This window comes from Marinobacter oulmenensis (assembly GCF_014201735.1).
GTDB classification, from domain to species: domain Bacteria; phylum Pseudomonadota; class Gammaproteobacteria; order Pseudomonadales; family Oleiphilaceae; genus Marinobacter; species Marinobacter oulmenensis.
This window is the reverse complement of record NZ_JACHFE010000003.1, coordinates 1-18,390: the sequence shown is the minus strand read 5'-3', so window position 1 is coordinate 18,390 and position 18,390 is coordinate 1. Positions and strand designations below refer to the sequence as shown.

The 18,390-nt window shown below is 60.1% G+C and carries 14 protein-coding genes; 5 read left to right on the top strand and 9 right to left on the bottom strand.

Annotated elements, in window-relative coordinates:
• Nucleotides 1-58 precede the first annotated feature (58 nt).
• Nucleotides 59-2,359: a penicillin-binding protein 1B gene (gene mrcB, locus HNR38_RS06320; RefSeq protein ID WP_183700951.1), complete on the top strand. Its 2,301-nt coding sequence runs from the start codon at nt 59-61 to the stop codon at nt 2,357-2,359.
• Nucleotides 2,356-2,931: a tetratricopeptide repeat protein gene (locus tag HNR38_RS06315; protein ID WP_183700949.1), complete on the top strand. Its 576-nt coding sequence runs from the start codon at nt 2,356-2,358 to the stop codon at nt 2,929-2,931. Before mrcB ends, HNR38_RS06315 begins: the two co-directional genes overlap by 4 nt.
• Here HNR38_RS06315 and HNR38_RS06310 read toward each other — a convergent pair.
• The 7 genes from HNR38_RS06310 to HNR38_RS06280 all read right to left on the bottom strand — a co-directional run bounded on the left by HNR38_RS06310 (nt 2,917) and on the right by HNR38_RS06280 (nt 12,248).
• A complete protein-coding gene (locus HNR38_RS06310) occupies nt 2,917-4,860 on the bottom strand; it encodes a sensor histidine kinase (protein ID WP_183700947.1) in 1,944 nt (647 codons plus the stop codon). The genes HNR38_RS06315 and HNR38_RS06310 overlap by 15 nt on opposite strands.
• Nucleotides 4,857-7,064 carry an EAL domain-containing protein gene (locus HNR38_RS06305; protein ID WP_183700945.1) on the bottom strand — a complete coding sequence of 736 codons (2,208 nt, stop codon included), beginning with the start codon at nt 7,062-7,064 and terminating at the stop codon, nt 4,857-4,859. Before HNR38_RS06305 ends, HNR38_RS06310 begins: the two co-directional genes overlap by 4 nt.
• A gap of 242 nt (nt 7,065-7,306) precedes the next feature.
• Complete coding sequence (gene hemL / locus HNR38_RS06300) at nt 7,307-8,587, bottom strand: glutamate-1-semialdehyde 2,1-aminomutase (protein WP_183700944.1); 1,281 nt, start codon at nt 8,585-8,587, stop codon at nt 7,307-7,309.
• Between the two features lie 12 nt (nt 8,588-8,599).
• Nucleotides 8,600-9,256, bottom strand: a complete 657-nt coding sequence (gene thiE, locus HNR38_RS06295; RefSeq protein ID WP_379919074.1) for a thiamine phosphate synthase — start codon at nt 9,254-9,256, stop codon at nt 8,600-8,602.
• On the bottom strand, nt 9,244-10,005 hold the full coding sequence (thiD, locus tag HNR38_RS06290) for a bifunctional hydroxymethylpyrimidine kinase/phosphomethylpyrimidine kinase (RefSeq protein WP_183700942.1): 762 nt from the start codon (nt 10,003-10,005) through the stop codon (nt 9,244-9,246). Before thiD ends, thiE begins: the two co-directional genes overlap by 13 nt.
• Before the next feature lie 41 nt (nt 10,006-10,046).
• The gene (gene hemJ, locus HNR38_RS06285; RefSeq protein ID WP_183700940.1) at nt 10,047-10,469 is read right to left on the bottom strand and encodes a protoporphyrinogen oxidase HemJ; all 423 of its coding nucleotides are present in this window, start codon (nt 10,467-10,469) and stop codon (nt 10,047-10,049) included.
• A 3-nt stretch (nt 10,470-10,472) separates the two neighbouring features.
• Nucleotides 10,473-12,248 carry a chloride channel protein gene (locus HNR38_RS06280; RefSeq protein WP_183701997.1) on the bottom strand — a complete coding sequence of 592 codons (1,776 nt, stop codon included), beginning with the start codon at nt 12,246-12,248 and terminating at the stop codon, nt 10,473-10,475.
• Between the two features lie 147 nt (nt 12,249-12,395).
• Here HNR38_RS06280 and argC point away from each other — a divergent pair, with 147 nt between their 5' ends.
• Nucleotides 12,396-13,433 carry an N-acetyl-gamma-glutamyl-phosphate reductase gene (argC, locus tag HNR38_RS06275; RefSeq protein ID WP_183700938.1) on the top strand — a complete coding sequence of 346 codons (1,038 nt, stop codon included), beginning with the start codon at nt 12,396-12,398 and terminating at the stop codon, nt 13,431-13,433.
• Nucleotides 13,434-13,543: 110 nt separating this feature from the next.
• The gene (gene erpA, locus HNR38_RS06270; RefSeq protein ID WP_183700936.1) at nt 13,544-13,894 is read left to right on the top strand and encodes an iron-sulfur cluster insertion protein ErpA; all 351 of its coding nucleotides are present in this window, start codon (nt 13,544-13,546) and stop codon (nt 13,892-13,894) included.
• 24 nt (nt 13,895-13,918) lie between these two features.
• Here the strand turns inward: erpA and HNR38_RS06265 are convergent, their stop codons facing one another.
• Together HNR38_RS06265 and HNR38_RS06260 are read right to left on the bottom strand one after the other, a co-directional pair.
• Nucleotides 13,919-15,019: an anhydro-N-acetylmuramic acid kinase gene (locus HNR38_RS06265; protein ID WP_183700934.1), complete on the bottom strand. Its 1,101-nt coding sequence runs from the start codon at nt 15,017-15,019 to the stop codon at nt 13,919-13,921.
• A gap of 2 nt (nt 15,020-15,021) precedes the next feature.
• Complete coding sequence (locus tag HNR38_RS06260; RefSeq protein WP_183701995.1) at nt 15,022-16,431, bottom strand: peptidoglycan DD-metalloendopeptidase family protein; 1,410 nt, start codon at nt 16,429-16,431, stop codon at nt 15,022-15,024.
• A 310-nt stretch (nt 16,432-16,741) separates the two neighbouring features.
• Between HNR38_RS06260 and tyrS the strand changes: the two genes are divergently transcribed.
• Entirely contained in the window at nt 16,742-17,944 is a 1,203-nt protein-coding gene (tyrS, locus tag HNR38_RS06255) for a tyrosine--tRNA ligase (protein ID WP_183700932.1), read from the top strand.
• Nucleotides 17,945-18,390 lie beyond the last annotated feature (446 nt).

Below are 18,390 nucleotides of genomic sequence, written 5' to 3'. Positions count from 1 at the left end.
CAGAAATAACACAAGGCAGGGCTGCCTGTGGGTGCCCCGGCTTCGTTATAATCCGGCCATGAGTAAATCCCGACGCCCCCGTAAGAAAACATCCCGTTCCTCCCGCCTCTGGCGAGTCCTGTTCCGGCTGGCCCTGATTGGTCTGGTTCTGCTCGCTGGCTGGATGGTCTATCTTGATGCCCAGGTCACTTCCCGGTTTGAAGGGCGCCGTTTTGAGGTGCCGTCCCGGGTTTATGCCCGTCCGCTGGAACTCTACGATGGCGCGGCCGTCAGTGTGTCCGGTCTGCAGCGTGAGCTCTCTCTTGCCGGCTACCGCAAGGGCGATGGCGTGGATCCGGGCAGTTACCGCAGGAACGGCAGCCGCTTTGTCATCAGTACCCGTGGCTTTGAGTTTCCCGATGGCGACGAGCCCCGCCGCCGTCTGTCGCTGAGTATCAGTGGTGACCGGATTCGTGGCTTTTCTGTTCTGGCTGGCCCGGACACGGCCATCACCCGGCTGGAGCCCGCCCAGATTGCCGGTATCTATCCCGCCCACCGTGAGGACCGGGTGCTGGTCCAATTGGATGAGGTGCCGCCGGCATTGGTTGCCGGCCTGCTGGCGGTGGAAGACCGTGGCTTCTATGACCATTTCGGGGTGGCGCCCCTGTCGATTGCCCGGGCCATGATCGCCAACATCCGGGCCGGCCGCATCGTGCAGGGCGGCAGTACGCTCACCCAGCAACTGGTGAAGAACTTTTTCCTCACCCGCGACCAGACTCTGGTGCGCAAGGCCAATGAGGCGTTGATGTCTGTGCTGCTGGAGTGGCATTACAGCAAGGACGATATCCTGGAAACCTACCTGAACGAAGTCTATCTCGGCCAGGCCGGCAGGCGTTCGATCCATGGCTTCGGTCTGGCCAGCCAGTTCTTCTTCGGTGAGCCCCTGCGGGATCTGGATGTGCACCAGATGGCGCTGCTGATCGGCATGGTCAAAGGGCCGAGCTACTACAACCCCCGGCGGCACCCGGAGCGGGCGACGGAACGCCGCAATCTGGTGCTTGATGAAATGGCTGAAGCCGGCATCCTGTCAGCACAGGCGGCGCAGCAGGCGTCCCGCCAGCCCCTGGAACTCAGCGCCCGCCCGTCGTTTACCGATAACCGGTACCCCGCCTATATTGACCTGGTGCGTCGACACCTGTCCCGGGATTACCGGCAGGAGGACCTGCAGAGTGAGGGGCTGCGGATTTTCACTACCCTGGACCCGGCCATTCAGGACACCGCGGAAAACGCGGTCCGGGATACGCTGCCGAAGCTGGGCTACGGCAACAATCGGGAAGAGCTGGAATCAGCCCTGGTTGTGACCGCCAAGGACAGCGGCGAGGTCCTGGCCCTGGTCGGCGGCCGGGACCCGGACTTTGCCGGGTTCAACCGGGCGGTCGATGCCCAGCGTCCGATTGGCTCTCTGGTCAAACCGTTCATCTATCTGACGGCACTGGCCGATCCGGACCGGTACACCCTGATCTCACCGGTGATGGACAAATCATTCCGGCTGGAATTCGATGATGGTCGGAGTTGGCAGCCAGCGAATTTCGATCGGGAGGAACGCGGGGAAGTCCCGCTGCACCGGGCGTTGGCCCATTCATACAACCTGCCGGCGGTGCGGGTAGGGCTGGATATTGGTATTCCCACCGTGCAGGAGACGCTCACTTCCTTCGGTGCCGAGCAACCCCTGTCGGATTACCCGGCGATGCTGCTCGGGGCACTGTCCCTGAGCCCGGTGAAGGTGGCGCAGCTCTATCAGGGCCTGGCGACGTCGGGCTTCAACATGCCCCTGCGTACCATCCGGGAAGTGACGGATGCGGCCAACGAACCCCTTTCCCGTTACAGCCTGGAAGTGGAACAGGTGGCGGACCCGGCCGCCGTGCATCTGGTGCAGTATGCCATGCAAGAGATCATGCGCGAGGGCACCGGCAAGTCCGCTTATCGAACGTTGCCCCGGGAACTCAGCCTGGCGGGCAAAACCGGCACCACCGATGACGGTCGGGATGCCTGGTTTGCCGGATTCAGTGGCGACCTGCTTGCAGTGGCCTGGGTTGGGCGGGATGATAACGGCCCGACCCGCCTGACCGGGGCTTCCGGGGCACTGCCGGTATGGACGGCATTCATGGCCAACATGCCCCAGCATGGCTTTTCACCCGTGGTTCCGGACGGTGTTGGCTATCACTGGGTGAATGATCAGGCCCGGGCCCTGACCAGTGAAGGCTGCGACAATGCCCGCCTGATGCCGTTTATTGCGGGCAGTGAGCCTGAACGCCATACCGGCTGTCGCGGCGGCCTGGGCGGGCAGATTCAGAACTGGTTTGAAGGATTGTTTCGATGACAGACGTGGTTAGCAAGCGAGCCCTGTGCATGGCTCTGTTCCTGGGGCTCGCCGGTTGCGCCTCCGGTCCCGGTGGCGATTCCATCTACGTGCCGGCCGGCAGCAGTGACAGGCCTGAAGCACCGGAGCCACCCCGCGCCAGTGATACCGACTCCGGTCAGCAGGATAAGGTCTGGCGCAAGAGTGAACAGCCACCGGCTGAGGAGGCCGACAGCCATCAGCCCAGTTACCGGGAAGCGGGTGACGAACTTTCCGGTGCCGCGCTGGCGCTTATCCGGGAAGCCGAGCAGCGCCTGGACCGCGGTGATACCGCCGGCGCAATCGCCCGGCTGGAACGGGCCCAGCGCATCGCGCCACGCTCACCGGCGGTCTACTTCAAGCTGTCGGAGGCCTATGTGGCAGACGACAACCTGGGTGCTGCCGAACAGTTTACCCTCAAGGGGCTGTCTCTGGCAGGTGACAACAGCCGGATGCAGCGGTCGGGTTGGCTGTTGCTGGCGGATATCCGCCGGGCTCGGGGTAATGTGGCCGGGGCCGAGCAGGCAGAAGACCGGGCGTCAGAGCTTTTCTGAGGGCGTGTCGGCGCCATTCCGGCCGTCGTTGAGGGTCCTGGGAATCACGATATCGAATCGGGTTCCCTCGCCCTGAATGGAGTGGAACCGGATGCTGCCTTTCAGCGCCTGGACCACCCACTGGTGGACCAGGTGCAGGCCCAGCCCGGTGTTGCCCTGCTTGCGACCTGTGGTGAAGAACGGATCAAACAGCTTGTCCTCGGCACCGGGCGCCAGGCCCGCACCATCGTCCTGAACACTGATCAGGATACGGTTGCCCTGTTCCCGGGCAATGACTGAAATGCTCCCGCTCTGGCCTTCCTCGAACGCGTGACTCAGGGCATTCTCAATCAGGTTCTGCATGACCTGGGAGAGGATGCCCGGGAGGCCGAACATCTCCACATCCGGAACCGAAAAGCTCAGCGTCTGGCTGGCATTCTTGAACTGGGGGATCAGGGCCTGGTCCAGATCGTTCATACAGTGTTTGAGGTTGAACCAGCTGGGCTCGCTCTGCTGTCGGTCAATGGCAAGCCGTTTGAAGCTTCGGATCAACTCCGCGGTTCTTCGGGTATTGCGTTTGGCAAGGTCCAGCCCCTCCCGTTCCCGTTGCAGAAACTCCTGCATGTCATCCACGGTCAGGGTGCCGGCCTCGACTTTGCCGGACAGCTTTTCAAGCTGGGCGTCCATGGTGGTCAGTGCAACCTGGGTGCCGCCGGTCGGCGTGTTGAGTTCATGGGCAACACCGGCAACCATCAGACCCAGGGAGGACAGTTTCCGGGTTTCAACCAGTTCATCCTGTAGCGCCTGCTGGCGCTCCAGTGAGGCTTTCAGTTCCCGGTTGGTGGTCCGCAGTTCCTGCTCCTCCCGGCGTAACTCGGCCAACAGGGCTTTACGGGTCTGATCGCCCCGCAGGTACAGGTAAAGCCCGACTGCCAGCAGCAGATAGATCACGACGGCGACAATGACCACTGGCGCCAGTACTTGGCGTTTGACGCCGGCCAGTGTCTGTGCCGGCGTCTGGAGTACCACAAAAATCTCGCCCAGCCCCTGGGCCGCTGTGGTCTGGGCATACCGGGGAAGGAACCGCGCGTAGCTCCATAGGGCCCCATTCAGTTGAAGACCGTAACCGGCTGGCTGTGTTGTCATCTGTTGCCAGAGTTCCGGCAACTGTCCGGCCACGTTAAGGCCGGTGTGGCCGGTCATGAATCCCCACTCAAGGGACGGATCGGGGTGAAGCAGCCAGTAACCCTGCCGGTTAACAAGGCTCACATTGACGGATGTGCTGGCCATATTCCGGACATCGGCAAACAGGCGGCTGAGATCAAAGTTGACCACCAGGAACCCGGCCCTCATCTTGCCCTGGTCGCCGGTGCGAATGACGGTACGCAGGGTGGGGGTGCGAGGTTGCTGGATACGACCGTTCTCCATGTTCAGGTCAATCCGCGAATAGAACACCTCGTCAGGGCCGAGATCCCGGGCTTGCCGGATGTAATAGCGATCCCCTTTGTTCTGAAGCTCTTTGGCAGGGACAGCCACCGGCTGCTGGTCCCGGATATTGATGCGCGCCCGTTCCATGCCCTGGTTATCGAGCCACCGTACCTGGGAGATCAGGCTCGAGCTTTTGCTGAATAACGCGAACCGGTCATGAAGGTGAGAGATGCGGATTGGTCCTTCGGTGGGCAGCGCCCGAACAACTCCCTCCTCGTGGCGCAGGAGAAAGGTCAGCTCGGACAGGTGACTGATGGTCTGGCCCAGTTGCTGGATGAGGTCGGTGACCACGGCTTCCTGCTGCTCATTGACCGGGGTCATCCTGGCCTGATAACGGTCCTCGTAGACCAGCCAGGTGATCCAGGCAATCACCAGGGCGGCCAGGACCAGAGCGGTAATGCCCGCTCTGCCCATCCGGATTGGCGCATCGGTAATCTGGCGTGCCCGTTTCAGCATGTTCATGAAGAATGGTGCAGAGCCCAGTCCACGGCATCGTTTACCGGCAGTGGCGGTGAGAACAGGTAGCCCTGTCCGATACTGCAACCCAGTTCAAGGAGCAACTTGCGCTGGGTGTCCGTTTCAACACCTTCGGCGACAACCTTGAAGCTGAAACGTCGGCTGAGCCGGAGAATCATGTCCACCACATGCACGGCGTCGGTGGATTCCTCCATCCGGAACACGAAGCTGCGATCAATTTTCAAGGTGCTGGCGGCCAGATGCGTGATGTGACCGAGAGAGGAATAGCCGGTACCAAAGTCATCGATACTGACGCCTACGCCCATATCCATAAGCTGCTGCAGGCGTTCGGAAATCATGTCGTATTCCTCCATGGCCCGGCTTTCGGTGACCTCCAGTTCCAGCAGTGTGGGATTGATGCCGGAGTCCGAAATCATACGGAGCATGGTTTCAAAATGGCTCGGTTCAAACAGGTCCAGCGGTGAAGCGTTGAACGCGACGGGGGTATGGATGCCCTGTTCCTGCAGTAACTGGATGGTCTGAAGGGTCTTATCAAGAACCTGGAGGTCGAGTTCACCTATCAGCCCGCCGTGTTCGGCAATGGGGATAAACTGATCCGGTCGGATGTAGCTGCCATCGGCCTGGGGCCAGCGTACCAGGGCTTCAAAGCCGGCCAGCAGGCCGGTTTCCAGTTCCACTTTCGGCTGCAGAAAAATGTCCAGCGAATGGTCATCAAGCGCCTGGCGCAGGCGGGTCAACAGGGCGTAGCGTTCGAGGATGGGCGCCTGGTCGTAGTGGGAGAAAAACAGCGGGTTGCTGCGGTTTTCCCGGGCCTGTTCCATGGCGATCTCGGCCGTGTTCAGCAATGTCGATGTCTGCTCTTCCCCGAATTCCTCAAGGGGCAGGCAGACCGAACAGATGGATACGCGGTAGGAGCCGCCTTCAGTTTCGATCGGCTGGTTCAGGGCTTCGGCCAGCTCATGGCAGGCGGCTGGAGACTCCATCAGGGCGGCAAAGGAGCTGCGGTCAACCCGGGCGCATCCGTCCGGGTTGCTCAGGATATTGCGCAGTGTCTGGGCCACCCCTGACAGGATCTGGGACGCGAAGCGATCACCGAGCTGGAAGGCCATCTCGTTGAATTCGTAGAGCTGCAATACCATCAGGTGTCGTTTCCGGGCCTGGCTGCGCAGGTGCTGGCCGAGATACCTGAGAAACTGGTTCCGGTTGGGGAGGTCCAGTTCCGGGTCGCGGTAGGCCAGTTTGTGCAGCCGGCTGGCGAGCCGCAGGTTGGTCAGCCCGGCGCTGGCGTTTTCACAGAACACTTCCAGCAGATTGCTCTCCTGAATGCTCAGGGGGCGGGTGGTCTTAAGCACGGCCAGGTAATGCTCGCCGGCTTTTTCATTGCGGGAGAAATCAAACACCGACAGATCGCCCTCCGGCGTGGCATCCGGGCGGGCAAGATACTGCTGTATCGTGGATTTGAGTCGGCTGTCCGGTAACTCGTTTATACATCTGTGAGCGCATGCCTCAAAGCTGCCGCTGGCCTCGATGATGCTCGCCGCTTCCAGGTTTTCGCTCGGGTAGCGGACGCAGGCAACACCTTCGTTGGCAGCTCCGACAAGCCTGGCCAGGTGTTCCAGAACGTGACGGGTAAAGGCTCTTATATCCCTTTTCTGGCCCAGTACCCGGGAGGCTTCTGTGATGATCTGCAGCCCCTGGCGGGCGCGCTCGAGTTGCGAGCTGCGGTCCCAGGAACGGATGTTCCCGGTGATGATGGAAGCCAGGTGTTCGTGGGTCAGTTCCGCCTTGTTCCAGTAGTCATCGATGTCATACTCCCGCATGACATCCAGTCGCGGCGCCATGCCGGGCTGCCCGGTCAGCAGGACAATGCGCACCAGGGTATTGCCGATGACCTCTCGAATGGTCCGGACCAGCGACAGCCCGGCGTCGTCTGACTCCATCACCACGTCCAGCAGGATGACACTGATGTCCGGGTGTTCGGGGATCAGCCGCGCCGCCTCGAAGGCCGAGCCTGCCCGGAGTAGTCGTACCGGCCGACCGGCGACTTCCACGAACTCCAGAGCCATCGCCAGGGAGGCCTGGTAATCCGGGTCATCCTCGACGCTGAGTATCAGCCATGGGTCCGGGCTATGGTTTTCTGTAGTGGTGCTTCCACTCGCAAACGCAAAAAGGTTGTTGTTATTGGCCATAGGCGCTCCCCTGCCACCTTTGATACATCGATCATCCGTGAAACCTCATCGGCACGAGTGCTCCGGCACTGGCCGGAAGGTCCCTGTCCGATAACGTTGGCGTAAATTCGGGTACGTCTAGATGGCAATGTAGACCATAATTCTGTGCTCTGCGTCACAGGTTTGGTCTGGTGGGTCGGGGTGGTCGCGGAGGAACAGTGGAATCGCCATGGCCGTGCCGGCCATGGCGATTGTCGCCGGGGTCAGAGGGTGGCCATGACCTTGCGGGCGGAGGCGATGGTGTGCTCGATGTCCTCGTCGGACAGGGCGGCACTGACGAAGCCGGCCTCGAACGCGGAAGGTGCCAGGTAGACACCTTCATTGAGCATGCCCTGGAAGAAATGCTTGAAGCGTTCCGCGTCACAGGCCATGACCTGATCGAAACGGGTAACGGAAGGTTCCTCGGTGAAGAATACGCCGAACATGGCACCGGCGCTCTGCACGGTCAGGGGAATGCCAGCCTCTTTCGCGGCGACCCGGAAGCCTTCACAGATGCGTTCGGTCTTCTCGAACAGCCGGTCATGGAAACCGGGCTCGGAAATGGCATTCAGTGTGGTCAGTCCGGCCGTCATGGCCAGGGGATTGCCGCTCAGAGTGCCGGCCTGGTAAACCGGTCCCAGCGGTGAAATATGTTCCATGATTTCCCGTTTACCGCCAAAGGCGCCCACCGGCAGACCACCACCAATGACCTTGCCCAGCGCGGTCAGGTCCGGGGTAATGCCATAGTGGCCCTGGGCGCCGCCCAGGGAGACACGGAAACCGGTCATGACCTCATCGAAGATCAGCACTGTGCCGTGCTCGTCACAGACCTCGCGCAGACTTTCCAGGAAACCCGGTGCCGGGGGAATGCAGTTCATGTTCCCGGCGACGGGTTCGACGATGATGGCGGCGACCTGGTCGCCGATCTCTTCGAAAGTTTTGCGGACACCGTCGATGTCGTTATAGGTCAGGGTCAGGGTGTGTTCGGCGAGGCTAGCCGGAATCCCTGGCGAATTGGGCACACCCAGTGTCAGCGCGCCTGAGCCGGCTTTGACCAGCAGTGAATCCACATGGCCGTGGTAGCAGCCCTCGAATTTCACAATCTTGTCCCGGCCGGTGTAGCCCCGGGCCAGGCGAATGGCGCTCATGGTGGCCTCGGTGCCGGAATTGACCATGCGGACCATATCGATGGACGGCACCAGTTCACACACTTTCTTGGCCATCTCGGTCTCAATGGCTGTCGGGGCGCCGTAACCCACGCCCATATCCACCTGGGCGTGCAGGGCCTGCTTGATGCGAGGGTCGGAGTGACCCAGGATCATCGGGCCCCAGGAGCCGATGTAGTCGATGTAGCGGCGGTCGTCTTCGTCAAACAGATAGGCGCCTTCGGCGTGTTTGAAGAAAATCGGGGTGCCGCCGACGCCGCGAAACGCCCTGACGGGCGAGTTAACGCCTCCGGGAATGTATTTCTGGGCTTGTTCGAACAGCGTTTCAGAGTGGGTCACGTTCAGCTCCTGTCAAACGGATTGAAAAAAGGTTGGGTGGTGGCGGGCAAACAGCCGGCCAAAGTCCCTGGCCCGGTATTCTACCTGTTCCGGGCCACCGTCAAACAGACCGCCCACCACCGCAAGCAGATCGGCACCGGCCAGGATCAGTGGTTCGGCATTGTCGATGGTGATGCCCCCGATTGCGGTTATCGGCAGTCCCAGCTCCCGGGCTTCGGTGAGTACTGAGGGCTCTGCCGGCGGTGCACCCGGTTTGGTGCCGGAGTGATAAAACCGGCCAAAGGCGAGATAGTCTGCGCCGTTGTCCCTGGCGGTCCAGGCAAGATCCAGGCGATGGTGGCAGGTGATGCCGATGATGGCATCGGGGCCAAGCTGTTCCCGGGCGGCCTGGAGCGATCCATCCTCCTGACCCAGATGGACACCGGCCGCTCCCACCCGGGCTGCCAGTTCCGGGTCATCGTTGATCAGCAGCGGGACACCGGCCTGACGGCACAGGGTGTTCAGTTCAGACGCCTGGCGATGGCGGGTGGCAGAGGATGAGCGTTTGTCCCGGTACTGGACCAGTGTGGCCCCTCCTGCAAGGGCGGCGGCCACGGCCGATACCAGTTCGGCATCCGGTGTCAGCCGCTCGTCGGTAATGGCGTACAGTCCGGGTTTCAGTGCTCCCACAGGATGCCCCGGTCCGGAACGCGCTGACCCTTGCCGACGGTCAGGGCATGCAGAACTGTGTGACGTACATAGTTCTGGGCCTGGGAGATCGCTGCCCGGGCCGAAAGGCCGCAGCCGCGCCCTGCCGCAATGGCTGCCGCCAGGGTACACCCGGTGCCGTGAAACTCATGATCGTTTACCCGCTCAATTTCCCAGCGCATGGGCTCCGGAGCGTGGTTGTACAGGGTGTTGATGATGTGAAAGCCGATGCCATGGCCGCCGGTGGCCAGGACCGAGTCACAGCCCGCCTCCTGGAGATTGCGGGCCGCCGTGTCCGGGTCGTCACTGTTACCGAGCAGGGCCAGTTCCTCGCCGTTCGGGGTGATCATTTCCGCCAGCGGGAACAGCCGCTCCTTCATCGCCCGGATCAGTTCTTCGTCGGCCAGGTTGCCGCCGCCAGCGGCTTTCACCACCGGGTCAACAATCAGGGGAATGTCCGGCATTGTCCTGACGAAATCCACCAGCGTATCGAGGACCTGTGCGTTGCCCAGGGCACCGGTCTTGATGGCGTGGATGGGCACATCATTGGCGAGAGACTCAAGCTGTCGCCGGATAAGATCCGCATCAACGGCTTCAGCACCGTAAACATTACGGGTGTCCTGAACGGTCAGGCATGAAACCAACGGCAGCGGGTGGGCCCCCAATGAAGTGATTGCCTGGATGTCTGCCTGGATGCCAGCGCCTCCGGATGGGTCCAGTCCGGACAGCACCAGAACGTGGGGGCGTTTGTAGTTCTTGATAACGAGCCTCCTCAGAAGGGTTTGACGACGGCCAGGATAACCACGGCCAGAAGGATGAAGACGGGCAATTCGTTGAACCAGCGATAGAACACATGGCTGCGGGTGTTCCGGTCATCCCGGAATACCTTGACCAGATGCCCGCAGTAGAAGTGATAGCCGATCAGTATCGCCACCAGTACCAGCTTTGCATGCAGCCAGCCCTGGGCAAAGTAACCGGATAAGTTAAAGCTCAGCAGCCAGACGCCAAAGATTACCGTGGCGATCATCGACGGTGTGGTGATGCCCCGGTACAGCTTGCGTTCCATGATCTTGAAGCGCTCCTGGCCCTGGGTGTCCTCACAGGCGGCGTGATATACAAACAGCCGGGGCAGGTAGAAGATGCCGGCGAACCAGCACACCAGTGAAATGATATGGAAGGCTTTCACCCAAAGCATGCATCAGCTCCGTCGGTATTGGTAATAACTCTCGATGTCCGATTTCAGCACCACACCATAAACCCGCTGGATCATCGGGGCCACCTGGCGTTGTACGTACAGTGCCTCGGCCCGCCCCTTGTCGAAAGCGTGCAGGGCTTCTTCCAGAGTGGCCTGATACTGGACCGGGGCCAGATCGCGCCGGTTCGCAGGAATGGCCACCAGATCAATGGTCTCGGGCAGTTTACCGCCTTCCTCGGCGGCTTCCTCTTCTGCATCTTCCAGAAAACGCGCCAGGTCGACCGCCGGCAGCAGCGCCGTCGGCCCGTTACTGCCTTCAACCAGCAGCCATTTCGGCTCAGACTTCAGCGCCTTGCGTGCTTCCTCGATGGTCAGTTCCCGCTCTGTGCGCAGAATGCTGCGATCCATGATGGCCCCGACGGACACCCGCCTCAGGGCCTGGATGACCGGTGAATTCTGGTAGCTCAGCCCCTGGCTTTTCAGGATGGTAAGAAACAGGGACTTCTTGCCGAAGGCTTCACTGGTCACCAGGCTGGCAGTGGTGATGATCAGCATGCCCGGAAGAATGATGTTGGGATTGCGGGTCAGTTCCATCAGTGCCATAAGCGCCGCCAGAGGCGCCTGCAATACGGCCCCCATCATCGCCCCCATGCCCAGCATGGCGTAGAAACCGACAGAGGATGACTGTTCAGGCATCACCTGGGCGCCGATAAGGCCCATGGCGCCGCCGATGGTTGCCCCCATGAACACCGTGGGGCCAATAACGCCGCTGGGCATCCCCAGTCCCAGCGAAAGCCCGGTGACGACCAGTTTGGCAAGGCCAACGGACAACAGTATCCAGAACCCGAGATCACCATGAATGGTTTCGCTGACCGTGTCATAGCCGATGCCCATGGTTTCCGGAACCAGCATGGCAAAGGGCACCATCAGCAAGCCGGCCAGGATGATGCGCAGCAGTACCGGCTTGTGGTGGTAGCGGCCCATGGTATCCACCAGTTGAATGAAGCCGGCGGCGGCAATGCCGATGATCACGGCAATGGCCAGCACCCAGGGAATCTCCAGCAGGGAGTTCATGGTCAGCGGAGGTACACTGAACGCGGGCTCGGAACCATAAACCGCCTGGGTAACAATGGCGGCACTGACCGCGGCCAGGATGATCGGAGTAAACCCGGCAATGGTGTATTCCATCATCACCACTTCCATGGCGAAAATGACACCGGAGATCGGCGTGTTGAAGGAGGCCGCAATGGCGGCGGCGCAGCCGCAGGCTACCAGGGTCCGGATGCTGTTGTTGGGCAGTCGCATCCACTGGCCCAGCAGGCTGGAAAACGCGGCACCCAGATGAACCGCGGGCCCCTCCCGGCCAGCAGACTGGCCGGTGACAATGGTAGCCACCGCCGAGACGAACTGCACCGCTGCACTTTTCAGGGACATATACCCCTGGTGGTAGTTCAGGCGTTCCATGATGTGGACAATGCCCACCTTGCGGTCGTGTATTGCCAGGTGGTGCAGCATCAGGCCCAGACCGATGGCGCCAGCCAGTGGCAGAATGCCCCGGGTGACAATGTGGAGCTGCTCGAAGCTTTCAGAGCCGGTGCCCGGCAGGAAGTGTTCGAGAGGCCATTCAATGGCAAAACGAAACACCAGAATGACGCCGCCGGTCAGTATTCCGGACAGAAGGCCGAGAACGGCCAGTTGAGGTAGAGCGTCAACACCCGACAGCCGCCGCCGGAAAAGAGGGATCAGGTTGTCCGTGATCTTTTGCCTGAGCTTGCCCATGGGTGCCTTGTTGCGAAGAGTCGTGGCCGGACGGCCGGATTGCATTGCGACCACCATTGTAGCCGTGGGCCGGGCCGCTGCAATAAGTTGTTGGGTTATCGTGGTAGACTACAGACAAATTGTGATCAGAGCACGTTGGAGCAGAGAGTGATTAAAGTAGGCATTGTTGGGGGTACCGGATACACAGGTGTTGAACTGCTGAGAATTCTTGCCGTCCACCCGGACGTGCAAGTCGAGTGCATCACCTCCCGTTCGGAAGCCGGTATGCCGGTGGCGGACATATACCCGAACCTCCGAGGGCATTTTGACCTGGCGTTCTCCGAGCCGGAGCCGGAACGCCTCAAAGCCTGCGACATGGTGTTCTTTGCCACTCCCCACGGCGTGGCAATGCGCATGGTGCCGGAACTGATGGATGCCGGCGTGCGGGTGGTTGATCTGTCTGCCGACTTCCGGATCAAGGATTTGGATGTCTGGGCCAACTGGTACGGTATGCCCCATGAAAGCCCCGAGTGGGCGCAGAAAGCGGTTTACGGCCTGCCGGAAGTGGCCAGGGACGCCATCAGTGAGGCACAGCTTGTGGCCAACCCGGGCTGTTATCCCACCGCTGTCCAGTTGGGTTTCCTGCCGCTACTCGAACAGGGCCTGGTTAACCCTGACCGGTTGATCGCGGATGCCAAATCCGGCGCCAGCGGTGGCGGCCGGCAGGGCAAGATCGGCATGCTGCACGGCGAGGTCGGTGAAAGTTTCAAGGCCTATGGCGCGTCCGGGCATCGTCATCTTCCGGAAATCCGCCAGGGCCTGGTGCAGGCGGCGGGGCAGGCCTGTGGTGTCACTTTCGTGCCACACCTGGTGCCTATGGTCCGGGGGATCGAGGCCACACTGTATGCGGAGTTGAACAATGCTGGCGACTTTGACCGCCTGCAGGAAGTGTTTGAAAGCCGTTACCGCAGTGAGCCTTTTGTGGACGTGATGCCCTTTGGCAGCCATCCCGAAACCCGCAGTGTGCGGGGGGCGAATCAGTGCCGCATGGCCCTTCACCGCCAGGAACAGAGCAACATGGTTATTGTCTCGTCGGTGATCGATAACCTGGTCAAGGGGGCGGCCGGTCAGGCGGTCCAGAACATGAACATCATGTTCGGTCTGAACGAGGTTGCGGGCCTCGAAGCCCCTGCCTTGCTGCCTTGATAAGGCAGTTGGGGAAGGGTTGCTGAGAACGGTGAGGGAAAGTCCGAATAGTTGACTGTTTTACTGGGGAATACCATAATCCAGTCTGATCTGTATCCCGGAGGCCGACTTTGAGTGTAGTGCAGCAAATGGCGATGCCGCTGTTTTTCAGTGACAGTGCGGTTGCCAAAGTGAAAGAACTGATTGAGGAGGAGGAAAACCCCGGCCTCAAGCTGCGTGTGTTTGTCACCGGTGGTGGCTGCTCGGGGTTCCAGTACGGGTTTTCCTTCGATGAGAATCAGGACGACGAAGACACCGTGATCGAGCGGGATGGCGTCAAGTTGCTGGTGGACGAAATGAGTTACCAGTACCTGGTGGGCGCCACCATCGATTATCAGGAGGGGCTCCAGGGTTCCCAGTTTGTTGTCCAGAATCCCAATGCCACGTCCACCTGCGGCTGTGGTAGTTCCTTTACGATCTAGATCCTGTCCGCCCCGCCTATTGATTCAGGCGGGGTAGATCGCCCCCAGAATCCGCTCACCCGAGGCCCCGGTTACCGCCGGCAGGTTGCCGGGCAACCCTCTGATGGCCTGTTGTGCCAGCCAGCCAAATGCCACCGGTTCCACCCACAGCGGGTCGAGACCAATATCGGCCGTGGTGGTCAGCCGCGCCGGCCCAAGAGCGCTCCGCAACTCGTCCATGAGCAGCGGGTTCTGTGTTCCGCCACCGCAGGCATAGACGCTTAGCCGGTCTGAAATCTCGGGTATCTGGCGGGCCACGGTAAACACCGTCAGTTGCAGCAGGGTCCGCTGGACGTCTTCCGGTGGGATCTCGTCAAACAGTTGCAGGTGGGTGCGGGCCCAGTCCAGGTTGAAGCGTTCCTTGCCCGTGCTTTTCGGTGGTGCTCTGTCGAAATAGGCGTCGGAAAGCATGCTTTCCAGCAATCCCCCGTGAATACGGCCTTCCTGGGCCCATTGCCCGCTGGTGTCGTAATGGCGGCCGGTCTGATCCAGGCACCAGGCATCCATCAGTGCATTGGCTGGGCCGGTATCGAATCCGGTGACGGCCTGTGCCGGGTCAGCCGGCAGCCAGGTGATATTGGCGATACCGCCCAGGTTAAGGATGCAGCGTGTCTCGTGAGTGCTGGCGAACAGCCACCGGTGGAACGCCGGGACCAGAGGTGCGCCCTGTCCTCCGGCGGCCAGGTCCCGGTTTCTGAAATCCGAGACGGTGGTAATACCGGTCGATTCGGCGATGATGGCCGGGCTGCCAATCTGCAGGGAAAAGGGGGCGTTGCCGCCGGGTTGGTGGCGAATGGTCTGGCCATGGCTACCAATGGCCTGGATGCTGCTGCGATCAATACCGGTCTGCTCAATCAGCTGGTTCGCCGCCCGGGCAAAATGCTGCCCGACCAGAGTGCCGAGCTCACCAATTTCGTCGGGAGAGGCGTGATTGCGCGTGGCATTGAGAAGACGTCCCCGGAGTTGATCGGGGTAGGAAAGGGAGAGAGTGCCGTGAATCTGAACGTCCTGTTCGGAGAAGGACACCAGCACGGCGTCCACGGCGTCCATGCTGGTGCCTGACATCAGGCCAAGCCACAAGGGCATGGTCACTCGTCCGGTGAAGCCATGGCCAGTTGCTGCCCGGTGTTCACAAAGGCGTCAAACTGGGAGAGGCGCTGTTGGGTCACCTGCTTGAAGCGGGCCATTTCAGAGGCCGGAATCGGGCTGGCGTCCGGAAGATCGACGGTGCGGGAATTGCGCGGGGATCCGTTGATACGGAATTCGTAGTGCAGGTGTGGCCCAGTGACCATCCCGGAAGACCCGAGATAACCGATAGTGTCGCCCTGTTTCACGCGCTGGCCGTTCTTGATGCCCTTGGCAATGCCTCGCATATGGGCGTACAGCGTTGTGATGTTGTCACCGTGCTGCAGCACTACGGTGCGGCCATAGCCGCCTTTCCAGCCAGCAAACTTGACCCGGCCAGTGCCGGAGGCCTTGATCGGCGTGCCCGGAGGCGCTGCGTAATCGGTGCCTTCATGGGGCCGTACCACGTCCAGCACCGGGTGGCGGCGCTGAAGGTTAAACGGAGAGGAAACTCTGGCGTTGATCGGTACACGCAGAAACGCTTTGCGCATGCTGTCGCCTTCCGGCGTGTAATAGTCGCTCTCACCCTTGCTGTCGGTGTAAAGCAGTGCGACATGGTCGTCGCCGCGGTTGGTGAAGCGGGCCGACAGGATGCGGCCGGTATCGAAGTGCTTGCCGTCGAGATAGAGCTCTTCGTAGACCACTTCGAATCGGTCACCTTTGCGAACGTCGTACACAAAGTCGATATCCCAGCCAAAAATGCCCGAGAGTTCCATGGTCAGGCGATCATTAAGGCCGGCTTCGCGGGCAGAAAGGTAAAGTGAACCGTCGATGGTGCCGCTGGCAAACACCGGACGGGCTTCCGGCTCGCGGATTACTTTTTCGCCGGTGAAGCCATCATCGGTTTTGCTGATCTTCAGGGATTCAAGCAGACTGCGTTTGAGTTCAAGTGCCACCAGATTCTCGTCGGCGTCGGTGCCAAAGCGAATGGTTTCACCGGCGTAGAGCCTCTGGAGCTTTTCCGCTTCGCCTTCGCCGTGAATGACCGACAGCATGATGCCGTCATTGAAACCGGCTTTCTTGAACAGCGACGACAGGGTGTCGCCGGAACGAATGGTGAAGGTCTGCCAGTCAATTTCCGGCTTGGCCGGGGCGGTATCCGCCTTGGCGGTCTGCTTGAGCTCATTGTTGTCAGCCTTGCCGGAAGCCTTTGCCGGGGCATCGCTGTCGGCAGAGGTTGCGTCGGCGTCACTGGCTTCCGGTTGGGCGGAAATCAGGGTGGCGGATGTGGCCGATTCCTTGTCGAGGTCAATGGCGTAGGACATGCGCTTGGCTTCGACGTCGCTGCTGGGGCCCATCAGCGCGGCAGAGGTGATAACGGCGGTAGCAGCCGCAGCCAGCGTAATGTGTGTTTTGGAGAAGGTCTTAAGCACGTGACTCACCCATTTCAATCGCAATTCCAGCGGGTTGTATCTGCTTATTAAAGCGTCAAATCAAGTATTGTCCAACAGATTACCGTATCTGGCGGGCCTGGCATAGTCTCTAACATTACGGTGAGCCCGCGCAGTTGACGGACAACAAGGACTGTCGCTGATATAATGCCGCCCTTTATTTCGGAGCGGTCTGTTCAAAAATTAACCGCTTGGCACTTTACCAGACCGTTACCGGTTGCGCAGGCTTCTTTGTGTAAGGCTCTGCAACAAACCGTTATTGGTGGTCCAGAAAATTGAGGGACGAGGATTTATGGCATCGATAGATGAAGCGTTGGCGATTATCAAGCGTGGTATCGACGAACTGATTCCGGAAGAGGAAATGGTCGAGAAGCTCAAGCAAGGGCGCCCCCTCCGGATCAAGGCGGGTTTCGATCCCACGGCACCGGATCTTCATCTCGGGCACACCGTTCTTATTAACAAGCTGCGCCAGTTTCAGGATCTCGGCCATGAGGTGACGTTCCTGATCGGCGATTTCACTGGCATGATCGGTGATCCCACCGGCAAGAGCGCAACCCGTCCGCCTCTGACCGAAGAGCAGGTGCGGCAGAATGCCATTACCTATAAAGAGCAGGTCTTCAAGATACTCGACCCTGAGAAAACCCGGGTGGTGTTCAACTCGGAATGGATGGGTGAGATGACCGCCGCGGATATGATCCGTCTGGCGGGGCAGAGCACGGTTGCCCGGATGCTGGAGCGTGATGATTTTTCCAAACGGTACGACTCCAATCAGCCTATTGCCATCCACGAGTTTCTTTACCCGCTGGTACAGGGCTACGATTCAGTGGCACTGGAAGCGGACGTGGAGCTGGGTGGTACCGATCAGCGTTTCAACCTTGGTATGGGACGCACCATCCAGAGCCGATATGGCCAGGAGCCCCAGGTGATTCTGACGGTGCCCATCCTGGAGGGGCTGGATGGTGTTCAGAAAATGTCCAAATCCCTGAATAACTATGTAGGCGTGACCGACTCTCCCGGAGAAATGTTCACCAAGCTGCTGTCCATTCCGGACAATCTGATGTGGCGTTATTTCGAACTGCTGAGTTTTCGTCCGATGGCGGAAGTGGAAGAGTTCCGCAAGGCGGTTGACGGCGGTGCCAATCCTCAGGATTACAAGCGCCTGCTGGCCGAGGAGATTATCACCCGCTTCCACGACGAGGAAGCGGCAAAGAATGCTCACAAGTCTGCCGGTAATCAGGTGGCGCTGGGGGAGATTCCCGAGAATGTCCCGGAAGTCACGGTAGCCCTGGGTGATCGTGAAGAGGTTCATATCGTTTCCCTGCTGAAAGAGGCGGGACTGGCCCAAAACGGTAAGGCCGCCAAAGATGTGTTTGGTCGTGGTGCGGTTTATCTTAATGGGGAGCAGTTAAAGGACGAGCGGATGTTCGCGCCGGGTGACGATGTCATTCTCCAGGCGGGTAAAAAGAAGGTCGCCCGCGTGGTCATCGTGAAGTGATTCGGGGCGCGGTTTAATAATTTTGAAAAACGCGTTGACACCTCAGGAAAGGTCTGTAGAATGCGCATCTCTCTTGAGGCAACCGGCCGTAAGGCGGGGTTTTCGGAGGTGTAACCGCTTGAATCGCTTAGTAATTTTTTTGAGGTGATTCGCAAGAAAGTGGTTGACAAGGTGGCGATTCGCTGTAGAATGCGCCCCACTTCTGAAGACGCCGGGACGCACCGGGTTTTCAGGGAAGCAACTGCCTGAGGTTGCGGGAGAAAACGGTAACGGATTCTTTTGAAATCTCAGCAAAAAGCAGTTGACAGGGTCGCGAGGTGATGTAGAATACGCGGCCTTGATTGAGCAGAGGCTCAACGCTCTTTAACAAGTGGACCAAGTAATTCGTGTGGGCGCTGGCCGAGGTATGTCGGATACGAGATATCAAGGCAAGCGACCTGTCAGAG

Coding starts and splice junctions, on each gene's coding strand:
- mrcB (WP_183700951.1), top strand. CDS start 59: ATGAGTAAATCCCGACGCCCCCGTAAGAAAACATCCCGTTCCTCCCGC.
- HNR38_RS06315 (WP_183700949.1), top strand. CDS start 2,356: ATGACAGACGTGGTTAGCAAGCGAGCCCTGTGCATGGCTCTGTTCCTG.
- HNR38_RS06310 (WP_183700947.1), bottom strand. CDS start 4,860: ATGAACATGCTGAAACGGGCACGCCAGATTACCGATGCGCCAATCCGG.
- HNR38_RS06305 (WP_183700945.1), bottom strand. CDS start 7,064: ATGGCCAATAACAACAACCTTTTTGCGTTTGCGAGTGGAAGCACCACT.
- hemJ (WP_183700940.1), bottom strand. CDS start 10,469: ATGCTTTGGGTGAAAGCCTTCCATATCATTTCACTGGTGTGCTGGTTC.
- HNR38_RS06280 (WP_183701997.1), bottom strand. CDS start 12,248: ATGGGCAAGCTCAGGCAAAAGATCACGGACAACCTGATCCCTCTTTTC.
- HNR38_RS06265 (WP_183700934.1), bottom strand. CDS start 15,019: ATGCCCTTGTGGCTTGGCCTGATGTCAGGCACCAGCATGGACGCCGTG.
- tyrS (WP_183700932.1), top strand. CDS start 16,742: ATGGCATCGATAGATGAAGCGTTGGCGATTATCAAGCGTGGTATCGAC.